Annotated in this window: 2 protein-coding genes; both read left to right on the forward strand. The window is 70.4% G+C overall.

Annotated elements, in window-relative coordinates:
* On the forward strand, positions 1-940 hold a 940-nt coding region (locus G6018_RS12755; protein WP_182639795.1), incomplete at its 5' end, for an alpha/beta fold hydrolase.
* Positions 937-2,490 (forward strand): acyl-CoA carboxylase subunit beta, encoded by a 1,554-nt coding sequence (locus G6018_RS12760; protein WP_182639796.1) that lies wholly within the window; start codon positions 937-939, stop codon positions 2,488-2,490. The genes G6018_RS12755 and G6018_RS12760, both read left to right, overlap by 4 nt.
* The last annotated feature ends 63 nt before the right edge of the window (positions 2,491-2,553 follow it).

The raw sequence follows: 2,553 nt of genomic DNA on the forward strand, positions 1-2,553 counted from the left end.
TGGCGGCGAGATCACCGCCGAGCAGCTGGCCGGGGCCACGACGATCGCGGAGGTCGCCGACCTGCTGCGTCCGTTCACCGAGGTGGCGGTCGAGGGCAACATCCGCGTCCTGCGCGAGGGCTCCGCCGACAGCACCCCCCTGTTCCTGTTCCACGCGGCCGGCGGGTCGTCGTTCGTGTACGAGCCGCTGGTCGATCGCCTGGACGGTGACACCCCGGTCTACGGCGTCGAGCGCACCGAGGGGCCGCTGGAGGAGAGGGCCGCCGGGTACCTCGACAGGATCCGGGAGATCGCCTCGGGACGGCCCGTCGCGCTCGGCGGCTGGTCCTTCGGTGGCGCCCTGGCGGTCGAGGTCGCCCGTCAGCTGCGCGCCGCGGACGACGTCGTGGCGCTGGTGGCACTCCTCGACACCGTGCAGCCCTCCGAGCCGATCCCGGACACCCTCGACGAGGCCGAGGCGCGCTGGAAGCGGTACTCCGAGTTCGCCAAGCGGACCTACGGGTTGGACGTGGAGGTGCCGCGGGAGTTCCTCGCCGAGCACGGCGAGGACGGCGTGCTGGGGATGCTGCTCGAGGGCCTGGGCGCCGAGGCGAACGCGATGGGCGGCGGGGTCATCGAGCACCAGCGGGCCAGCTTCGTCGACAACCGCATCCTGCAGAGCGCGGACCTGTCCACGTGGTCGGGCGTCGGCGCGGAGGTCTCCTTCGTGCTCTACCGCGCGGAGCGGATGCACGAGGGCGCGATCGAGCTCGAGCCCCGCTACGCGCGGGTCGACACCGATGGTGGCTGGGGCCGGATCGTCAACGATCTCGAGGTGGTCCAGCTCAAGGGTGACCACCTCGCGGTGGTGGACGAACCCGTGGTCGGTACGGTCGGTAAGCATCTGGCGCGTCGTCTCTCGGAGATCGACGCGGGAGTACTGAAGGGATCGGACGCGTGACGGCTAGGACCACCGCGGAGAAGCTCGCGGAACTGCGGGTCAAGACCGAGCAGGCCCGGGACCCGGGCAGCGAGCGGGCCAGGGCCCGCCGGGACGCCGCGGGTCACACCCCGCCGCGGGAGCGCATCGCGGAGCTGCTCGACGCGGGCAGCTTCGTGGAGATGGGCCAGCTGGCCAAGGCTCCCGGCAGCCCGGACAACCCGTTCGGGGACGGCGTGGTGACCGGCCGCGGCACCATCGACGGTCGTCCGGTGGTCGTGTACGCGCACGACAACACGGTCTTCGGCGGGTCGGTGGGCGAGGGCTTCGGCAAGAAGGTCTGCGCGATCATGGACTTCGCCCTCAAGGTGGGGTGCCCGATCATCGGGATCAACGACTCCGGTGGGGCCCGCGTCCAGGACGCCGTCACCTCGCTGGCCTACTACTCCGAGATCTCCCGGCGGCAGTATCCGGCCTCCGGGTACGTGCCCCAGATCTCGATCATGCTGGGCAAGTGCGCGGGCGGCGCCGTCTACGCCCCCGCGACCACCGACTTCGTGATCGCGGTCCAGGACCAGGCGTACATGTTCGTCACCGGGCCCGACGTGATCCGGCAGGTCACCGGCGAGGACGTCACCATGGACGAGCTCGGCTCGGCCCTGCAGCAGGCCAAGAACGGCAACGTCAACCACGTCGCCGTGAGCGAGCAAGACGCCTTCATGTACGTGCGTAACCTGCTGAGCTACCTGCCGTCCTCGGCCGCGGAGAAGGCGCCGCGGATCAACCCGGGTCTCGAGGCGGAGACCACGGAGTCGGACCGACAGCTGGACTCGATCATCCCGGACTCGGACAACGCCGCGTACGACATGCACGACGTGCTCCTGCGGATGTTCGACGACGGCGAGTTCGTGGAGACCTCCGGGCAGTTCGCGTCCAACATCATCACGGGTTTCGCCCGGGTCGACGGTGAGTCCGTCGGCGTCGTCGCCAACCAGCCCCTGCACCTGTCGGGCGCGTTGGACATCGACGCCTCGGAGAAGGCCACGCGGCACATGATGCTGTGCGACGCCTACTCGATCCCGCTGGTCTACGTGGTGGACACCCCCGGCTACCTCCCGGGCGTGCAGCAGGAGAAGCTCGGCATCATCCACCGCGGGGCCAAGATGGGTTTCGCCGTGGTGGCGGCCTCGGTCCCCAAGGTCACGTTCGTCGTCCGCAAGGCCTACGGCGGCGCGTACGCCGTGATGGGGTCCAAGAACCTGGGCGGCGACCTCAACTTCGCGTGGCCCACCGCCCGCATCGCGGTGATGGGTGCCGAGGGCGCGGTCGACCTGCTGCAGCGTCGTCAGATCGAGGAGGCGGGCCCCGAGGAGGGTCCCAAGCTCCGCAAGCAGCTGATCGACATGTACAACGAGTTCATCGCGACCCCGTACACCGCCGCCGAGCGCGGGTACATCGACGCGGTGATCGAGCCGTCGCAGACCCGCCTGGTCCTGCGCGGCGCGTTGGCCCAGCTGCGCGACAAGGTCCGCAACGAGCCCCCGCGCAAGCACCCGATCGCACCGCTGTGACCCTTCCGGCCGGCTGACCCGCCCACTGCTCGGCCCGCCCACAGCCCGGCCCGTCCACTGCCC

Origin of the sequence: Dietzia sp. DQ11-44 (genome assembly GCF_014145205.1) — a bacterium.
Taxonomy (GTDB): Bacteria; Actinomycetota; Actinomycetes; order Mycobacteriales; family Mycobacteriaceae; genus Dietzia; species Dietzia natronolimnaea.